Below are 16,933 nucleotides of genomic sequence, written 5' to 3'. Positions count from 1 at the left end.
GATTTTTAATTTATGAACTACTATCCGACTGACCCTCTTCGCTTTTCGGATTATCTGAAGCCGAAGATGCGACAGCACTGCTTTCGTCGGCGGAAGAGGAGGACTCTCCTTCATCAGCGGTCGTCTCCGAATCAGCTGGGGTCTCGGCAGCATTCGACACACGGATGTTTACCTTGATTGTTGTCGGTGTGGCCGTCAAAGTGTCATTCACTACCGGAATCGTGAGTGTTTGGGTGGTATTGCTCTCTACGCCTGTGACACTGACCGGCAGAAATACCTCATCAATATCAGCAAGAATAGACTTATCGCCCGTCAAGGTCACACTGGCTTCTCCATCTACGTCAATCGTATAGGCTTTCCCTTCAAGCGGAACCCCGATCTGTTGGATGACCAACGGAACTTTTTTCCCGTACAGTGAAATCGGAATGCGGACGGAAATTTCCTGCGGATCGACGGAAACATTCAACTTATTCCCACTTGCATCCACTACTTGTACTACAGTATTCATATTCACGGTGTTTGTCAAGCCATTTTCAGCTGCGACTGTCACATAAACACTATCCACACGGCTGATGGTCGAAGCCGGACCAGTCAACGTTACAGTATCCACACTCAGTTCCGGAACGCCTGCCAAATATTTAGGATCTACCAAAGATTCATCGAAGCGGACTTCCACCGGGCTCTCGATGGCAACCCGCTCTTCAATGACGACATTCACTCGTGATGGCGTAATCGCATAATCGATTTCATTCGATAGATTCTCGGCCGTCAATTGGATCGTATGCGTCCCTGGCCCCAATTCATCCAGATTCTCCGTCACGATGCGGTAATCCGCGGCCGAAATCGTCTGCACGAGCACGCTCTCCGGCCCATTCAATGTCAAAACCACCGTTTCCGGCAATCCCGAAATAAAATATTCGTCTGTATCGATATTCACCTGGATCGGGACATTCGAAATGGTTTCCCGCTTGCTGGTGCTGATGGAACTATTGCTGGTGCTCGTGGACCAGCCGTAGTTTTCTGAGTAGACATAGGTGAACAACAATAAGGAGATCAAGAAAGACAGGCCTCTGACGACCCACTTATTTTCCAGAAACTTATCATCCTGCTGTTTTCTCATTCAGAACCACCCCATTTCGTATTGTCAAAGAAATCTTGTATGAAATTGGTAGTTTTTTCTTCCTCTTCCTCCACAACGAGTTGGTCTGTCAGATAGGCGACAAAATCATCTCGGCTCATTTCGCGCAGCAGGCTTGTCTTATGGGCTATACTGACACCACCTGTTTCTTCCGAAACGATGATGGTGATGGCATCACTGACTTCACCAAGTCCGATTGCGGCACGATGCCTTGTTCCCAACTCTTTCGGGATGAAAGAACTCTCCGACAAGGGCAGATAACTGGCTGCGGTTGCGATTTTGTAATCCTGAATAATGACTGCTCCGTCATGAAGAGGCGTATTGGGAATAAAAATATTGATGAGCAGCTGATTAGTCACTTCCCCACCGATTCTTATCCCCGTGGCAGCGTACTCGTCCAACAGGTCCTGCTGCTCGATGGAGATCAAAGCTCCAATTTTTCGCTTTGCCATGTATTGGACCGCTTTATCCAGTTCCATCACCAAACGTTCACTCGTATTGATTGAACGTTTGGCTTTCTTTCTGAATCCAGTCTTTCCCAAATGCTCCAATCCTTTTCGGATTTCCGGCTGAAAAACGACAATGACCGCCACGACACCCCACTGGATGACGCGATTCATGATCCAATCTATAGTCTGCAACTGAAGCGTGACCGCAGCCAGTTTGATCAGCACAATAATCCCGATTCCTTTCAGCAATTGAATGGAACGTGTACCTTTTAAAATCATGATCAACTTGTAGACCAGATACCATACCAACAGGATATCCACTATATCAAAGGCATTGCTCCAAGTGATCACTTCTCCCCAATCGATTGACACATGCGCACCTCCATGTTTAAAGTTATATCATCAATTATATCACAAATAAACTTACCCAATGGCATCGTTTCCTTGAGAAAGCGCTTTATAAGCGTTACAATGGAAGCAGATGGGCAATCGATCACAGCTGAAGCATATCGTTTGCAAATCCGGCTCACTTTGCTATACTTAGTTTATAGTTATTACAATAAGATAATTAATTTAAATTAGGAGGAATTCAAATGAGTATCGATTTTAAGGATCACGGCAAAAAACCTTATGTAGTGAACATCGAGGATGCAACCCTGCAGAACGAGAATTACCGCACCACGATCTGGACCGGCGAAAAATTACAGGTGACGGTGATGACAATCCAACCGAACGATGACATCGGATTGGAAGTCCACCATGGCATCGACCAATTCATCCGCATCGAAGAAGGCGACGGCGTGTGCGTGATGGGCGACTCAGAGGACGATCTGTACTTCAAACAGAAAGTTTCCGACGATGACGCTGTCTTTGTCCCTGCCGACAAATGGCACAACATCACCAACACAGGCGACAAACCACTCAAACTGTATACGATTTATGCAGGCCCTGACCATGTGCCCGGAACCGTCCACCCGACCCATGAAGATGCAAAAAACGACCCGAACGAACATTAATGAGGAAAAGCGGAACGGGACTGTCTCAAAAATTGAGGCAGTCCCGTTCTTTTTGGTTTGATGGCATGATTGTATAGTTTGGGGATTGCGTTCATAGCGTACTTCCCCGTCAAAATGGTTTTGACGGGGAATCTCGTGTTGTCCGCGAACATTTTTCCCCGCCAAGGAGGCTTTGGCGGGTTTTCCGACTGTGATTTGAATTGATTTTCCCCGCCAACAAGGGTTTGACGGGTTATTTCTGAGCGTGAATTCAATTCCCAAATGAAATAAAAGGGGCCTATCAAACCAGAACGTACTTTTCTGGTTTGATACAGCCCCTTTATTATTCACAAGAATCAATCAATCAATTTCGCTAATTGCTCTTCAGGCAAGTAGAACGATACTTTGCCGCATTTTGGACAAACTGCCGCTTCCAAAGCCGCTTTTGTGTGTCCGTTCAATGTTTTTTCCTTCGCCAATTCAACAAGATAAACCCCTTGCGAATACAAACCTAGCCCTTCAATCAAATCGACGTTACAATCTGTGCATTTAGCCATGTATTTCCCCTGCTTTCTCTTCGATAATTGTCTATTTTTTTGAAACATACGCCTCATCCATCATATCATGTTTTTCTGATGAAACATTTTTCCAAATTATGAACTTTTATCTCAAGAGCGGGAAAGCCGATCAGATCGCCCTAGGAGGTTTGCTGGAGTGGATTATTCCGTTACTTCTGTCACATCGACGCCATAGTATTTTTCAGACAAGGCTTTGATTGTACCGTCAGCAAGCAAGTTCTGTAATTTTTCACCAAACGCTTTACGCAATTTTTCGCCTGCTTCATCTTTAGCAAAGGGAAACGCGACTTGACCTTTCAGTGTATCTTCTTGCGGGCCTTCATGCGTATCGTATTGACGGATTTCGATCCCTAAACCTGTTTCGGCAAAAAAAAACGGCAATAAGAAAGAGGCTAGGCAACCCGCCCAACCTCTTCCTTATTGCCGCTGTGGAATCACAATGTGCCGATCATCCAGATTTTTATCCTGCAGCAATTGGTTCGTGTATTTCTTAAGAAAATTATCACTGTTTTGTTGAATGATTTGATAGCCGGCATGGCTGGTCCATTCTCCCAGAGAACGCTCATCCTCGACGTAATCCTCCCCGGAAAAAAAGCGGACATTCATCTTTCCGACATAATCCATGACAGCTTCTTCATAGATCTCTTCATGCCACTGTTCTTCGAACATCATCTGCAAAGCCAGATTCTCGCCATCGCGCTTGAACAAGTCATGGGAAGTCTGCGTGTAGGCAAGCAATTCAGGCGCTTCAACCCCTGTAACTTCCGCCCAACCTTCAATGTCCAAGGTTTTGCGCTGATAAGCTAATTCTTCATTTGTTAATGTAATTTCTCCGATCGCGTTGGGGAATATCGAAAGTGCTCCGGTTACGACTTCATAGAAAGGAGCCTCCCGATCCGTCGCCTCGGAAATATCTTGTGCATGGATGTGCCCCGCAAAGCTCGTTTGGACGCCTTTTCCGGCAAAATAGTCGGTTGCATCTTCCGCATTTTCCAAAATAAACCCTCCGCCTAATCTGCCGGTATGGTTCAGCAGCGGATGATGCCCGACCAGCTGGATCGTCTGCAGGTGCTCTTCCTGCAGCGCAAAATATTCATCCAACCAGGCGTATGTCTCTTCCTTGATTCTTCCCTCCGTTTTCGGGGCTTTTGTGCTCTTCGTTTCGCTGTATATATTGGTGTCGATCATCAAAAAAGGAAATCCCGCTTTCGGCTCCATCACATAGCTCAAGGACTCCGGGTCTTTGCTGATGGCGAGATCATAGCCATAGTCCGCAAAAATTTGTTGGAAGTCCTCTGGTGTTGCTTGCTCAACGACAGCCATTTCTTCGCCTTCGAATTTCCGGGCCCAGCCGCTGTGGATATCGTGGTTTCCGGGTATCACACTGACCTGCGTCCCATTTTTTTCGATTCTTTCAAAAAATGCAGCAAGCTCCACCAGGCTTTGGTATTCACCGTTGAAGGTCAAATCACCACTGACGATCAACAGATCCGGCTGTTCTTTCGCTGCTTCCCACACAAGCGCCTCCATCATATCCGGGACGTGCTCCAAGTCTTTACCGGCAGAAGTTGCCTTCATTCGAGCAAATGCTTCGCCGTCATCGAACAGATCCGGAGAGAGGTAGTGGATATCCGTCACCATCCAAATCTTTAAATTTTCGTCTTTCCCAACTAAAGGTGCGATCGACTGCACCGTGCGTTCCTCATCTTTTTGATTGTTCAAACCAAAGAGAAAAAGACCCGTCAGCAATACAGTCAGTGCCCTGAATATTCTTTTCATAAATTTCTGTCCCCTTGTGGATCATTTGGACTCATTATAGTTGTTCTGCTTGCCGCTTGTCGAGTTGTTCCCTAATAAAAAAGAAACGTTCCGGAAATCATCGGTATGATTCCGGAACGCTTCTTCATTTTTATGACTGGGCTAGCTGGATTCGAACCAACGAATGACAGAGTCAAAGTCTGTTGCCTTACCGCTTGGCGATAGCCCAATGGTGGAGGGAGGCAGATTCGAACTGCCGAACCCGAAGGAGCGGATTTACAGTCCGCCGCGTTTAGCCACTTCGCTATCCCTCCATTAGCTTTCCTGAAAAAGCTGACCAATATATGATATAACAGCGGCAATCGATTTTCAAGAGGTTCTTTTCAATTTTTAAGATATTTTAATGCAGTCGCAACTCCTTAAAAGCATAAGCCCTTAAGCTTACAGGTTCCCCGAACGGAAGATGGAAATCAGCAACCAGATGCTGAACAAACCTGCAATCACAAAGCCCGCTTGCCCCAGGAATTGACCTCCCGGTGTACCGGACATGATGGCGGATGACAGCAATAGGCCGGCAACGATCAAAGAAATGACAACACGATTGGACATCTTTTTGACGTCCTTCCACTTGTCATCCAACTGATCGACGTCAATCCGCAACATGGTCCTGCCGCTTGCCGTTTGCTTCAACAGAGCCAATAGACTGCTTGGGATTTCACTGCTGTCCTTGATGAAGGCATAGCCCCTCAACGCCAACTTTTCAGCAGAAAATTTCTGCATCAGCGTCGTCAGCGTAAAACTTTCCTTCAGATAGTCTTTCGCGATCGAAATCAGGTTCAATTCAGGGGAAATTTCCAGAAAAACACCTTCCAGTATCGACAAAGACTTCGCGAGGATTGTCAGATCGCTCGGAATGGCGATGTTATGCCGTTTGAACATTCTGATAAAATCGGTGATGAAGGTTCCAAGGTTCACGTTCAGCATATTGTTCGAAAGATACATATCGAACAGCACCTCGACATCGGCATACAGATTGCGTTTATCGACCCGTCCTTTCGGTGTCCCCAATTCTAGACAGACTTTCACCATCCGATCCAGATCTTTCGAGGCCAATCCCTGGAGAATATCATTCAGCGATTTTTTTGTGGTCTCCGATAGATCTCCCATAATGCCGAAATCGATGAAATAGATTTTGCCTTCTTTGATGATCAGGTTTCCTGGATGGGGATCTCCGTGGAAAAAGCCGTCGTGGAAAACTTGTTTCAGATAGGCCAGCATCAATTTGCGGCTGATGTCATCCAAATCATAGCCCAACAAGTCCAACTGTTCCCGATTGGTGATTTTGGTGCCTTCGATGTACTCTTCCACCAATACCCTGCGCGTCGTAAGCCCTGGATAAACCTTCGGAACGCCGATGCAAGCGATAGTGGCATTGAGGTCCCTAAAGCGCTGCAACAATTGGGCTTCGTTGCGGAAATCCAGTTCGATCAAAGTGTTCGCTTTCACCTGCTCCAAAGCTTCTTTCGGATCGACCACCTCAACCAGTTCCTTCGGGATCTTTCCGCTGAGCCGGATCAGGATGTCCAAATCGCGGATCAAGAGATCATCGATGATCGGGCGCTGCACTTTCACGACCACTTCCTCCCCCGTCCGGAGAACCGCCCGATGGACCTGCGCAATCGACGCGCTGGCGAGCGGTTTTTCATCGATGGACAGGAAGGCTTCGCCTAATGACAGTTTGGTTTCTTCCATAAAGATGCGTTCGACTTCCGCAAACGGAAACTCCGGCGCTTTATCCTGCAGATGCGCCAGCTCTTCAACGAAGGCCTGCGGGAGAATATCGATGCGAGTGGAAAGGATTTGGCCGATTTTGATGAAACTCGGCCCCAGTTTCTCGAAAGCAAGGCGAAGGTTCTCCGGATCCTGATCTTTTCGGCTTGGCTTCACCTGGTTGTGGTAAAGGAATTGCAGCCCGTAAGAGGACAGGATCCGGACTATTTCATGCAACCGTTCGTCTCTTGCCATCCTGACCCCTCCTTCAACTTTTGCGATTGCTTATTTGCTCAACAATTGATCCAGCTTGGCGTTGATCGCGTCCATTTTGGCTTCCAGCGCCTCCACATCCTCTTTTTTGGCGAACGGCAGATTATCGAGTTCCGCTTTCGTCGCCGGCACGATGCCGGATGCTTTCCGGGTCAATTCCGTCTGCAGTTCTTTGCCTTCCTGGACCGTAACGCGCCCTTTTTCGACCATCTCATTGATCAGCTTTTCAGCCTTCTCGATCGAAGTGGAGGTCATGCCGACACCTGCTAAGAAAATCTTCTTTAATTCATCCATTGTACTCGCTCCTTTGATTGTTGGAATGGGAAAATCCGAAAAATCTTAGTGCTCATGGGAATGTTCATGCTCCGAATGATTGTGTTCGTCTTCTTTGTTGTTGCGGCGGATGCTGAATTGTTCCGGCACCGGATCGTAGCCGCCTTTGACAAAAGGATGACATCTGAGAATGCGTGAGATGCCCATTATACTGCCCTTGATTGCGCCATGTTTTTGGATGGCTTGGACCGAATAATTCGAGCAGGTCGGATAGTACCGGCAACTCGGCGGAAACAGTGGCGATATAAATCTCTGGTAACCACGTATCAAACCTATAAAAATTTTTTTCATGGCGGCTTCCTTTCTGGCTCTATACTGCTATTTTACCCTTTTTCTCCCTAAAATAAAATAATTGCGCATCATAATAAAAGGACTTCCGCTGCCGCTATTTTTTTTTGGAACAATTTGGTAGAATACCTATATATCGGCGCTTGCCGAAATGCAAACACAAAAGAGGTTGAGCCTTCATGAATACACAAAAAAATAAAACGTACCGCATCGCCATTCTTGGCATTCTGTCCGCATTCATCATCGTCCAGACATTCGTTCCCTTCCTGGGCAACATTCCGATTCCGCCACTGAATCCGACCATCATCCACATCACCGTCATCGTGGCCGCTTTCGTCCTGAGCACGAAGGATGGCATGCTTGTTGGGCTTGTCTGGGGCTTGGCGCGCATGGTCAAAGCTTACACACTGCCCGCTTCCCCGTTGGATCTGCTGCTCTGGACCAATCCGATCATCGCGGTCGTTCCGCGTGTCATGGTAGGGCTTGTCGCAGGACTTGTTTTCCATGCTTTCCTGAAACGCAAACAGGAGAAAGTCGGGATGGTCACCGCTGCCGTTTTGGGATCTTTGACCAATACCGTGCTTGTCCTGGGATTCATCGCCCTTTTCTATGGCAATGAATACGCCACAGCCCTGAATGTCGATCCCTCCAACCTGTTGAAGGTATTGGCCGGCATCGTCGCAACCAACGGACTCGGCGAAGCCGTCGCCGCCGGTCTGATCGCTCCATTCATCGCCAAGGCATTGATGAAAGTCAGAAGAAAATAAGCAAAAAAACGATAAGCCTCCGTGGCTCATCGTTTTTATTTTGGATTTTATTGCAATACCGGCTGGATGGCTAGCCACCCTTTGATGAATGTCGGCATATTCAGGAACACCCATGTCACAATCGATGCCCCGCCGATGCCGTAGAAGTACAGGGTGATCGGTTTGAACAGGAGGAAGATGGCCATGAAACGTTTCATTGACATTTCCGTCAGACCGGCGACCATGCAAAGGAAATCATCCGGGAAGCCGGGGAGAGCAAAAGCTGAAGCCATCAGCCATTCGAAACGTTTGCCTTTCGTCAGCCAGCCATAGTATTTTCTGTATGTTTCTTCCGAAACGAATGCTCTGACGAATGTCTTCCCGTATTTGCGGGCGAGGATGAAATTGATGCTCGAACCGATCAGCACACCGATAAAGCTGTATATGAACCCCCAAAGCGGACCGAACACGAGCGGCGCCACTACGACCGTCACTCCGCCCGGAATGATGGGGTAGACAACCTGGATAATTTGGATCAGCAAGAAAGTGAGAGGAGCATAGATACCCATTCCATCCAACAACGCTTTAAAACTGCCTTCAGCTTCAAAGAAGCCTGTCCGATAGATCCAAATGCCTAAGATGAGTGTCACGACTGTTCCCACTACCGTCAAAAACTGGACGATTTTGCGGTTCAATGTAATCCCTTGATGGGTGGTGTTCTCCAATTCCACTTCTTCACCTCTTATTCTTTTTTCGCTGCTCCTATTTCCGATTATACCTGACGAAAATAAACTTTCTGTGAATTTACCTTATCGGTTCCGTGAAGCTCAAAATTTGATAGCGCTTCCCTTTTTGTGTGTCTCCACTATAACGCAAACGCCCGATGTCTGCCTCGGACAAAAGTCGGATTTTCTTAACCGATTATAAACACTTACCGGTATTTTGTCCATAAAAAGAAAGTTAAGATTTTATAAGCGTTAAAAATAAGGACATCTTGCGCTAAAAGGCGCCTCCGGCTGGAAAAATACCGGCAGCTGTGATACTTTCAGTGTATAGAAACTTTAATAAGATAGGTGATTTATGGCAACTACATTTTCAAAGAACATCCGATCGACTTTGGCCAGTTCTTTCATAAACAGTTTGATCTATTCCTGCACGATTCCTTTTCTGGTCATCTATCTGGCCGGCGTCTTCAATCAACAACTGACTGGCTTGCTCGTCATGACAAATGTGGTCGTATGCTTCTTGGCCGGCATCATCGGCGGTTATCTTGCCGATAATTTCCAAAGAAAAAAAATCCTGTATATTTTCCAGAGCCTGTACGGAGGATCCCTATTATTGATCGCCTTCAGATTTTCAGGCCTGCTTTCGGCAGATGGTTGGTTGATTCTCGGTTACCTTGTCTGCGGCATTTCCTTCAATCTGTATTCGCCGGCATACGATGCCGTACTGATGGACTGCACTACCATCGAAAATAGGAAACAAGCCTACCAATGGCAATATTGGACCTTCAATTTGTCGATGGCTCTGGGTTTTTCACTTGGCGGCTTCCTGTTTCAGCACTACCTTTTCCAGCTCTTCCTGGTGGCCGGGATAGCGCAATTGGCAATGGCCTTATTGTTTCGGAGTCAGTTGGACTACACGAACGCCACCACGAAGAAACGTCATAGTAACAGGCTAAAAGATCTATTATCGAACTACCGGATCGCCGCGAAAGATACACGATGGCTCTTTTTGATTCTGGGTATGGCGTTGTTCAATACGGCCGAGTTCTCGCTGAAGACCTACACCGCTGTCCGGCTTTCAAAAGAGTTCGAAACGCTGACACTCTTCACGGTTCCGATCGACGGCGTCCGGATGCTCAGTCTGCTGCAGGTCCTCAACACATTGCTTGTTGTTGGCTTCACTTTCTTGGTATCGCGCTTCACTGATAAGCGATCCGAAAAGGCGACCATTCTTTACGGTCTTGTGATCTATGTCGTCAGCTATGGATTGATTGCTGTCATGAACAACATCTACGTTCTGATTCCGTTGATGATTTTGGCGACCATCGGCGAACTGGCTTCCGCCCCGAACATCAATGCCCGCAAAGTCGATCTCGTGCCGGAAGATAAGCAAGCTTCCTATTTGGCCTTCAGCTCCCTATCTTACCAAGGTGCTGACCTGTTGGCGGCTTTTGCATTGACGCTCAGCGGATACATCTCGGCTGGGTTCATTGCCGGTTACATCATCATTTTAGGCTTGATCGGAACGTCGCTCACCGTCAGCAGTCTTTATGAGCGCAACAATAAAGACATATGAATTAGCCACCTTCCATGCATTCAGTGGTGCCGTACAGCATAAAGAAGAGGAACTCGAGCGAGCTCGAATTCCTCTTCTTTATTTTTCTTCGTCGCAGACGATTCCCAGAATGCGCTGCTGCCTCTCCTCGATATTTTGCCGGTCCAATCTTTCCGTGAAGTTAGGACTCGTCAGATTGGACAAATAATTGCTGTAATCCTTTATATAGCTCAATTTCTTCGGATGAGCCGCATAAGCGACAGTCAGCAACGAATCAAACAGGGCCGCTACTCCGGAAATATCCGCCTTCATGTAGTGGATCAGCTGCCAATAGCTTTCATATAAGTCTTTGGAGAAATTATTGAAGTCATAAAATACGCAGCCGCTGTAACGTAATGCTTCCTCGTCGAAGTCCTTCTTTTCCTCTCCCATCAAAACGAATCTTCCAGGTAGACGGGCAAACTTGGCATCCAACAAGGCCTTGTAATGCAGGATGTGAATCGCCGTGTTCGGATCGTTGATTCCCGGCGAAACTGCCCGCAGCGCAATCTCAATCAATTTTTTACGGGCAAAATTCGGATCGAACATCGTGGAGGGTTCCGTTTCGTAAGTCAAGCTACGGTTCAGCACTTCCTGCAGCCGCGGCTCATCCTCCAATTTCTGGTTCGTGTAAAAAATGGCCAACGGTTCATTGCCGGAAAGAAATTCCCCAATCCTGAAGCGCAATACCGTAATCCCCTCAAATTCTGTACTCAGCTCCACCAAACGATCGAAGTTGATATATTCCACATAACCATTCCTATCAGCATGGACCGTGTACTGATGCAAAGTCTCTAATTGGGGAAGATGGTCAAATACCGGTTTCTCCTGAAAGTACGCGATCGTCTCATCGACTATCGTATCCGCCTCTTTGTAAATTTTAATCACCAGTTTTTCCAACTGCACGGACGTTGCGACATTATAGACGAACTTTATGAAGTAGACGACACATGCGAGGGCATAGACGAGGGCGACCGTCGCGGAAATGACCAGTTGTTCATTTTCCGAACTGCGCATAAAGAACAAGGACGAGAGACAGTAAATGAATCCCCCCAGAAAAATGCCCAACGTCTGCATAGAGGTCTTGTGCAAAAGAAAATTTTCGACTGTACGCGGGCTGAAGTTGGAGGAGTAGAAGGAAATGACGGACAGCATCGTAGCAAACGTAAAGGTGGCCACCGAGAAAAGCGACCCCGCCAATAGGCTCAGTATCGATTTGGCCAAGTTGACGCTCGTCAGCAAAAAAGCCGGAAAATAATCAAGCGCCGTGACCAATCGCGTATCGAGCAGAATGACCGCGATGGCCAGCACGAACGCAAAGAGAACACTGCCGCCCAAAGTCATCCACATGCGCTTTTCTTCAAAAGTTAATCGGAATGCCTGCAGCACATCCCTCACCCCTTTCAGTAAAAATCCTGCTCGTTTTATTTCTTTCATCATACCATATGCCCCTTCCATTGAAAAAAATATGGTATGCAAAGAAGGATATCCTTCCGCAAAAAGCACATAAACATTTCAAGCGCTTCCATTGAATGATATGATGGACCTATCAAAAAAATGGAGGAAGTCATATGGTCCATATCCTGTTATGCTGCGGCGGCGGATTTTCATCCAGCGCGCTGGCGGCAAAAGTAAAAAAAGACATCCAGCAATACCAGTTGGAAGACCAATTTGAAATCGAATTCTCTCCGTTCATGATCGCCCAAGAAAAAATGGACCGATTCGATATCGTCGTCTGTTGCCCGCACCTGACTTACGACGTCAAAAAGATGGTCCAAAACGCCAGTCCGGATAAACCCATCTACATCCTGCCGCCGCGCATGTATGGACTGATCGATATCCGTGAATTGTCGACCGATGTCCTGGATGTACTCGAAATGTACGGCCGGAGCCCAATCAACCCCGTCCACTTCCCGGGTGAAGAAAACATCATGCGCGTGACCCGATCCGTGGCCTACCGACGCAACAAAGTGCTCCAAAAAGAAGCGAAAAAAGCCACTTCATTATAGTGGCTTTGTATTTTCTAGTTCATCCCGCCATGGCGCCGATGAAAATCTTCGACACCCAGTTGGCAGGCTGATTTGTCCCCTATCATCCGGAACATTTCAAAATAGACATCATTGTCAAACGTATCCGTATCGATCGGCTCAATCCCGATCCTGTTCCCGGCCCAACTGCCGTTACTCTCGGCTTGCTCTTCCGCTTGCGCCAGAACAAAATAGGGCATCAAATTTTTCGTGCGCTTGAACAACCGACGATCAATAGTCATGAATAGGTGCGAGTCATAATTGATCAGCACGTATTGGTTGATGAACTCCCCCCACTGTTTCTTCCAGCGGATAACTTCGGATGGATCAATCGAGACAACATCTATCCCCGCTTCTTTCCGGCTCCGGCGCAATAATTTTTTCTTGTATCCTGCATAGAACGCATACTCCTCTTCCTTCAACAAGTAATCTCTCACTTCTTTGGAATCGACAACCAAAGTGATCCTGTCGCCTTTCCATTCGTCCATCAACAATTGGAACACCACATATTGAAAAGGATTGCCCAACTGCGGATGCGTTGCAGCTATCCCTGTAATCGTGCTATCCCCTGCCCAAGTCAGTCGGGCCGGTTCCATGATTTTTTTCTTGTCCATGTTAACCAGTAAATGATGCTGCTCGCTTTTTTCCAAATTTGCTGCCTCCTTCACGAATGCCGTTCACTCAATAGATACGCATTCAGGGGGTAAATTCTTTTTCAACAAGTACGTTATTCTTTTCAGTTAAAAATGGACAAAAAAAAGATACATCAAAGGTAATGGAGACCTTGATATATCTGTGTTCATACTATTATGCCGGCTGCAGGATTTGAACCTGTGACCTCCGCGTTACGAGTGCGATGCTCTACCAACTGAGCTAAGCCGGCCTTGCAGTAGGTTCACTCAAAAAGTGAGCCACAACACAATAAATTATAAATAAATTTTGCTGGTTTGTAAAGAGGGCAATTTCATCAAATTGAAATTACCCTCTCTGCATACCTTCAGAAATAGCTTAGCTTAGATCCAGGACAACTCAACAACAACAGTCTTCAGTAAGAATTTTAATCTTGAGCAGGCTTATTCCGCAGCTCATGGATACGTTGCAGATCATATGGTGTTTCCTGATAAACAAAATAATTCAGCCAATTTACGAAAAGGATATTGGCATGACCGCGCCAACGTACTACCGGACGCTTGCTCGGATTGTCATCAGGATAATAGTTGATCGGGATATTGATGGGGCGCTCCAGAGCAACGTCACGCTTGAATTCCTTATCAAGCGTATCAAAATCGTATTCAGCATGACCCGTCACAAAAACGAAACGGTTGTCTCTGCTGCGGACAATGCTTACCCCTGCCTCTTCGGATGTCGCAAGGATTTCAAGCGCACTGCAAGACTCTATATCTGCTTTGCGCACATCTGTATGGCGGGAATGCGGCATATAAAATTCATCATCAAAACCGCGGAGCAGCATCGTTCGGCTATCGGTGATCGTGTGCTTGAACACACCAAACAGTTTTTCATTCAGAGGGTACTTTCCGATATTATAGTGATGGTACAGACCCGCTTGAGCTCCCCAACAGATATGCATCGTTGAAAAAACATGACTTGCCGACCATTCCATGATGGACACAAGTTCCGGCCAGTATTCCACCTCTTCAAAAGCAAGATTCTCAACAGGTGCCCCTGTGATGATCATCCCATCAAAATATTGATCTTTGATATCCGAAAAAGTCTTGTAGAAATAGTCCAAGTATTCTTCCGAAACATGCTTGGAATCATAGCTTTCCATCCGCAGCAAGGTCACTTCCACCTGCAGGGATGTGTTCGAAAGTAAACGGATGAACTGCGTTTCTGTCGCTTGTTTTGTCGGCATCAGATTCACGATGATGATTTTTAACGGACGGATATCCTGCGTGACGGCCCTCAGCTCGTCCATGACGAAAATATTCTCTTTGGCCAACTCTTTGATGGCGGGCAAATCCTTCGATACTTTGATCGGCATATTTTCCACTCCTTTTTATTAACCGGTCCATTCAACAACTCTATTATGCACAAAGAAGCTCCCATCACCACAGTCTTACGACCATGGGACGAAAGCTTCGCGTTACCACCCATTTTTATAAGGACTTCACAATCCTCACCTCAAAAAGTACGTAAAGTGATTGCATGATCGCTCATCCTTTATATACTCTGCAGAATATCGCCTGCGTACGTAATCTGGCTGATTATTCACCCGATTAAAGGCTCCAAGACCATCTTCACTTTGTTCCGATACGCTCCCTTTCACCAACACAGGAGCTCTCTTTACGTACTTCCCAAAGTTACTCTTCTTATCATTGCCCATTCTATTGTCAGATTCGAATTATATTAATATAATTAAATTATCATTATTCCTTAATCTTGTCAATAGGTAAAACCGATCATCATTGAACCTTTCCACCAAATAAAAAATAGCAGGCCGGAACTACTTCCCCTAATTCCGGCCCGCTACTCTCATCTATATTTAAAATAAGAGAGAACAGTATTAAAATTCTGCCTTGATATCGGCATATTTTTCGCGTTTGCGATCGAACATCGCTACGACATAGGAGCAACGCGGAACAATTTTTTTGCCTTCCTCCCGCATCTCTTCGACAAGGCGATCCAGTAACATTTCAGCGATGCCTTGTCCTCTCAGAGACGAATCCACATAAGTATGGTTGGCTATAACTTTATCTTCACCGTAAGGTGCATAAGTAATTTCAGCTATCATACGTTCGTTCTCATCATTCAAAGCGAAGCCGTTTTTAGTCTTAACAAAATCTACCATATTTTTAATCCCTCACCTTCTGACAATTACTCTTGAATATAGTTTAGCACGGTTCCACAATTTTATATACTAAGTCGACTTAATCCGAATAATCCTAAAGCTGAGAAAAGCTGAACGGGTTCGTTCAGCCCTGAAAGAAATTTAGGAAATCTGTCCACGCAACGTTCCCTACGGTCACCTTGTACTGGGGCTCTAAGGGATGAATCCCTAAGAGTCCCATGCAACTGAGCATCGAAGAGCGCAATATGCTGAGAGACTTCCTGCGTCAGCAGGTTAGTCGAATAGTATCCTTGGCTCACAGAGACAAGGGGTTCCTTTATCCTTTCCGAAGGGCTAACCCATGAAGCTGGACATAATTTTAGATGCATGAAACATGTTGCAAAATTGTGAAACACCTACGGTGATGCACTTTTCACTCTGGAAAATTTTATAAATTCCTGTATATCAAAAAAAGCTGCCGACATTTACGCCGATAGCTTTCTGATTATTTATATAAAAACATGCGCGGCAATGTCCTAGTCTCACAAAGGGAAACCCTTCACTACAATCGGCGCTAAGAAGCTTAACTTCTGTGTTCGAGATGGGAACAGGTGTGACCTTCTTGCCATCATCACCGCACATGGTGATTCTGATATATAATTTTTTATATGTTTTATTTCAAAAAAAAGCGCGGCAACGTCCTAGTCTCACAAAGGGAAACCCTTCACTACAATCGGCGCTAAGAAGCTTAACTTCTGTGTTCGAGATGGGAACAGGTGTGACCTTCTTGCCATCGTCACCGCACATTTTTAATTAGAGAACGTTGTTCTCTCAAAACTGAATCTACAAAAGTAAAGGGATTCCGAAAACACCGCTTGAGTTTTCTTCTTTTTAAAAATTGGTTAAGTCCTCGACCGATTAGTATTGGTCCGCTCCATACATCGCTGTACTTCCACTCCCAACCTATCTACCTGATCATCTCTCAGGGGTCTTACTCACTTAAAGTGATGGGAAATCTCATCTTGAGGGGGGCTTCACGCTTAGATGCTTTCAGCGTTTATCCCGTCCACACATAGCTACCCAGCGATGCTCTTGGCAGAACAACTGGTACACCAGCGGTGTGTCCATCCCGGTCCTCTCGTACTAAGGACAGCTCCTCTCAAATTTCCAACGCCCGCGACGGATAGGGACCGAACTGTCTCACGACGTTCTGAACCCAGCTCGCGTACCGCTTTAATGGGCGAACAGCCCAACCCTTGGGACCGACTACAGCCCCAGGATGCGATGAGCCGACATCGAGGTGCCAAACCTCCCCGTCGATGTGAACTCTTGGGGGAGATAAGCCTGTTATCCCCAGGGTAGCTTTTATCCGTTGAGCGATGGCCCTTCCATGCGGAACCACCGGATCACTAAGCCCGACTTTCGTCCCTGCTCGACTTGTAGGTCTCGCAGTCAAGCTCCCTTCTGCCTT

Annotated in this window: 17 protein-coding genes, 3 tRNA genes and 3 rRNA genes (1 of these 23 cut by a window edge); 4 read left to right on the top strand and 19 right to left on the bottom strand. The window is 46.5% G+C overall.

Going from position 1 to position 16,933, the window contains the following annotated elements; all coding sequences use genetic code 11:
- Positions 1-10: 10 nt before the first annotated feature.
- On the bottom strand, positions 11-1,120 hold the full coding sequence (locus ACKPCD_RS02670; RefSeq protein WP_321433913.1) for a CdaR family protein: 1,110 nt from the start codon (positions 1,118-1,120) through the stop codon (positions 11-13).
- Complete coding sequence (gene cdaA / locus ACKPCD_RS02665) at positions 1,117-1,959, bottom strand: diadenylate cyclase CdaA (RefSeq protein WP_321433912.1); 843 nt, start codon at positions 1,957-1,959, stop codon at positions 1,117-1,119. Before cdaA ends, ACKPCD_RS02670 begins: the two co-directional genes overlap by 4 nt.
- Before the next feature lie 221 nt (positions 1,960-2,180).
- On the opposite strand from cdaA, the gene ACKPCD_RS02660 reads away from it, so the two are divergent.
- Positions 2,181-2,603: a cupin domain-containing protein gene (locus tag ACKPCD_RS02660; RefSeq protein WP_086989505.1), complete on the top strand. Its 423-nt coding sequence runs from the start codon at positions 2,181-2,183 to the stop codon at positions 2,601-2,603.
- 335 nt (positions 2,604-2,938) lie between these two features.
- Here ACKPCD_RS02660 and ACKPCD_RS02655 read toward each other — a convergent pair whose 3' ends face one another.
- The 8 genes from ACKPCD_RS02655 to yidD all read right to left on the bottom strand — a co-directional run bounded on the left by ACKPCD_RS02655 (position 2,939) and on the right by yidD (position 7,585).
- Positions 2,939-3,139, bottom strand: a complete 201-nt coding sequence (locus ACKPCD_RS02655) for a hypothetical protein (RefSeq protein WP_086989504.1) — start codon at positions 3,137-3,139, stop codon at positions 2,939-2,941.
- A 162-nt stretch (positions 3,140-3,301) separates the two neighbouring features.
- Positions 3,302-3,541 carry a type 2 periplasmic-binding domain-containing protein gene (locus ACKPCD_RS02650; protein WP_321433911.1) on the bottom strand — a complete coding sequence of 80 codons (240 nt, stop codon included), beginning with the start codon at positions 3,539-3,541 and terminating at the stop codon, positions 3,302-3,304.
- A gap of 36 nt (positions 3,542-3,577) precedes the next feature.
- A complete protein-coding gene (locus ACKPCD_RS02645; protein ID WP_276641771.1) occupies positions 3,578-4,939 on the bottom strand; it encodes a metallophosphoesterase in 1,362 nt (453 codons plus the stop codon).
- 136 nt (positions 4,940-5,075) lie between these two features.
- Positions 5,076-5,147 (bottom strand) — tRNA-Gln (locus tag ACKPCD_RS02640).
- A 1-nt stretch (position 5,148) separates the two neighbouring features.
- Positions 5,149-5,232, bottom strand: a tRNA-Tyr gene (locus ACKPCD_RS02635).
- A gap of 127 nt (positions 5,233-5,359) precedes the next feature.
- Positions 5,360-6,943 carry an ABC1 kinase family protein gene (locus ACKPCD_RS02630; RefSeq protein ID WP_321433910.1) on the bottom strand — a complete coding sequence of 528 codons (1,584 nt, stop codon included), beginning with the start codon at positions 6,941-6,943 and terminating at the stop codon, positions 5,360-5,362.
- Between the two features lie 30 nt (positions 6,944-6,973).
- Positions 6,974-7,255 (bottom strand): phasin family protein, encoded by a 282-nt coding sequence (locus tag ACKPCD_RS02625; RefSeq protein ID WP_068561291.1) that lies wholly within the window; start codon positions 7,253-7,255, stop codon positions 6,974-6,976.
- 45 nt (positions 7,256-7,300) lie between these two features.
- The gene (yidD, locus tag ACKPCD_RS02620) at positions 7,301-7,585 is read right to left on the bottom strand and encodes a membrane protein insertion efficiency factor YidD (RefSeq protein ID WP_086989501.1); all 285 of its coding nucleotides are present in this window, start codon (positions 7,583-7,585) and stop codon (positions 7,301-7,303) included.
- Positions 7,586-7,761: 176 nt separating this feature from the next.
- Here yidD and ACKPCD_RS02615 point away from each other — a divergent pair, with 176 nt between their 5' ends.
- Positions 7,762-8,349, top strand: coding sequence for an ECF transporter S component (locus tag ACKPCD_RS02615; protein WP_321433909.1), 588 nt, complete (start codon positions 7,762-7,764; stop codon positions 8,347-8,349).
- Between the two features lie 47 nt (positions 8,350-8,396).
- On the opposite strand, the gene ACKPCD_RS02610 is transcribed toward ACKPCD_RS02615, so the two are convergent.
- Entirely contained in the window at positions 8,397-9,059 is a 663-nt protein-coding gene (locus ACKPCD_RS02610; RefSeq protein ID WP_321433908.1) for a TVP38/TMEM64 family protein, read from the bottom strand.
- Positions 9,060-9,408: 349 nt separating this feature from the next.
- Here ACKPCD_RS02610 and ACKPCD_RS02605 point away from each other — a divergent pair, with 349 nt between their 5' ends.
- Complete coding sequence (locus ACKPCD_RS02605) at positions 9,409-10,629, top strand: MFS transporter (protein ID WP_321433907.1); 1,221 nt, start codon at positions 9,409-9,411, stop codon at positions 10,627-10,629.
- A 78-nt stretch (positions 10,630-10,707) separates the two neighbouring features.
- Here ACKPCD_RS02605 and ACKPCD_RS02600 read toward each other — a convergent pair whose 3' ends face one another.
- Positions 10,708-12,087 (bottom strand): DUF2254 domain-containing protein, encoded by a 1,380-nt coding sequence (locus tag ACKPCD_RS02600; protein ID WP_321433906.1) that lies wholly within the window; start codon positions 12,085-12,087, stop codon positions 10,708-10,710.
- A gap of 131 nt (positions 12,088-12,218) precedes the next feature.
- Between ACKPCD_RS02600 and ACKPCD_RS02595 the strand changes: the two genes are divergently transcribed.
- Positions 12,219-12,656: a PTS sugar transporter subunit IIB gene (locus ACKPCD_RS02595; protein WP_321433905.1), complete on the top strand. Its 438-nt coding sequence runs from the start codon at positions 12,219-12,221 to the stop codon at positions 12,654-12,656.
- A 14-nt stretch (positions 12,657-12,670) separates the two neighbouring features.
- On the opposite strand, the gene ACKPCD_RS02590 is transcribed toward ACKPCD_RS02595, so the two are convergent.
- From ACKPCD_RS02590 to ACKPCD_RS02560, 7 genes are all read right to left on the bottom strand, one after another.
- Complete coding sequence (locus ACKPCD_RS02590) at positions 12,671-13,324, bottom strand: hypothetical protein (protein ID WP_086989496.1); 654 nt, start codon at positions 13,322-13,324, stop codon at positions 12,671-12,673.
- Between the two features lie 160 nt (positions 13,325-13,484).
- A tRNA-Thr gene (locus tag ACKPCD_RS02585) sits at positions 13,485-13,557 on the bottom strand.
- Positions 13,558-13,731: 174 nt separating this feature from the next.
- On the bottom strand, positions 13,732-14,676 hold the full coding sequence (gene metA / locus ACKPCD_RS02580) for a homoserine O-acetyltransferase MetA (protein ID WP_068562661.1): 945 nt from the start codon (positions 14,674-14,676) through the stop codon (positions 13,732-13,734).
- A 522-nt stretch (positions 14,677-15,198) separates the two neighbouring features.
- Positions 15,199-15,483, bottom strand: a complete 285-nt coding sequence (locus ACKPCD_RS02575) for a GNAT family N-acetyltransferase (RefSeq protein WP_068562662.1) — start codon at positions 15,481-15,483, stop codon at positions 15,199-15,201.
- A gap of 502 nt (positions 15,484-15,985) precedes the next feature.
- Positions 15,986-16,101: ribosomal RNA gene (rrf, locus tag ACKPCD_RS02570) — 5S ribosomal RNA — on the bottom strand.
- 49 nt (positions 16,102-16,150) lie between these two features.
- Positions 16,151-16,266: ribosomal RNA gene (gene rrf / locus ACKPCD_RS02565) — 5S ribosomal RNA — on the bottom strand.
- Positions 16,267-16,360: 94 nt separating this feature from the next.
- Positions 16,361-16,933 (bottom strand): 23S ribosomal RNA (locus ACKPCD_RS02560) (it continues 2,341 nt past the right edge of the window).

Origin of the sequence: Trichococcus flocculiformis, from assembly GCF_963662535.1 — a bacterium.
Lineage (GTDB): Bacteria > Bacillota > Bacilli > Lactobacillales > Aerococcaceae > Trichococcus > Trichococcus flocculiformis.
Note: the sequence above shows the minus strand (reverse complement) of the source record. Positions and strands in the feature narration are given on the sequence as shown.